Annotated in this window: 1 protein-coding gene; it reads right to left on the bottom strand. The window is 34.6% G+C overall.

From position 1 onward, the window contains the following. Positions 1-1,295 (bottom strand): hypothetical protein (locus AC1DRQ_RS31645; protein WP_477430135.1); only part of this gene is annotated, 1,295 nt, incomplete at both ends.

The following is a 1,295-nucleotide window of genomic DNA, read 5'->3' on the forward strand; positions in this document are numbered from 1 at the left end:
GTTGTAACAGTACCGAGGCCATATATTTATTCATTTTGTTTGAGCTTCTGAGACTTTCAGTTTTAAGCCGTTCTATTGTTGATTTTTCATATATGCCCCTTTCTTCTTCAAGATTATATAAACCTGTAGCAATATATGCTGACTTCAATAAAGATGGATTTTGATAGTATTGTATAACCCTATTGTCGTCAAGGTAATTGTCTTTCAAAAAAAATGAGAAATTTCCGTTTATATCCAATAAATTATGGTATGGTTTGACAGTTTGCAGCGCTTGAACGAAATAATTATTTAGTTCCGCATTTACATTGGCTCTTTTTAAACCATCGAAAGCTTCATAAACAACTTTGGATTGGCTGATCTGTTTAAGTGCATCAGCTTCAGATAAAGGACTTGGATATTTGCTGGCGTTATTTATATGAATTACTGACTGCCCTTCGTTCCGAAATCGTCCAAGAATTTGTAATGTGTCTGTAAATGGGTCAATAATTGTATGGCTTTGATAAGAGTGATCACTTAAAATAATTACCGTTACTGGCTGTTTAATAATAATATCAAGACCATTGAAAAAACTACTTGTAAAGAAATTATATTCTTTAAAGTGAGACAAGGTACTTTGGGCATTGCGTTCATTGTTTAAATGAAGTAATAACCGGCTTTCTTCAGAGCAATATATATTGTAGTTACCTTGTAGTTTCAGTTGATCGATCAAACTACTAATCCCATTTATTGAGTTAAAGAAAATACAATAGCAATCACTTGGGTGAGCTGCCACTTGTTCTTTCAACCCGTTCACTATACTATCGGCATGGATTAACTTCACTTTTTTCTTATTATTATAATCAGGATAAAGCTTGATATGTTTGAATCCTTGGATTGCAAATCTTGGATCACTTGGCGGAATTGGAGTCGCTGATACCATGGCCTTGTTGTCGAACTCAAAGAAAATTTCCATCAATTCAATCATGTCCTTTCTATAAAGTGCATCCTGAATGAGTTTATGACATTCGTCAACTAATAAGAAGAAAGTCTTTTTATAAATAGCCTGGGTCATATTCAGCGCAGCAACAATTTTCTTTACGCCTTGTGGAGTTGTCAGAAACTTTTTTGTTCCTCCATAATCCGTTAGATAATGCAGGATTTGGATTGTCGTTATCTCTCCATACACAGCGAARGTGTCATGCAAGACTTTATGATGTTCTTGTTTGCTTTTTATAATTGCTATATGAGGCAGCACTATAATGCTATGTCTGGGCGCGATGATTTCATTATACGTAGCACCAAGCCCCGTTTTAGAT

The organism is Mucilaginibacter sp. P4_E8 (assembly GCF_056401495.1).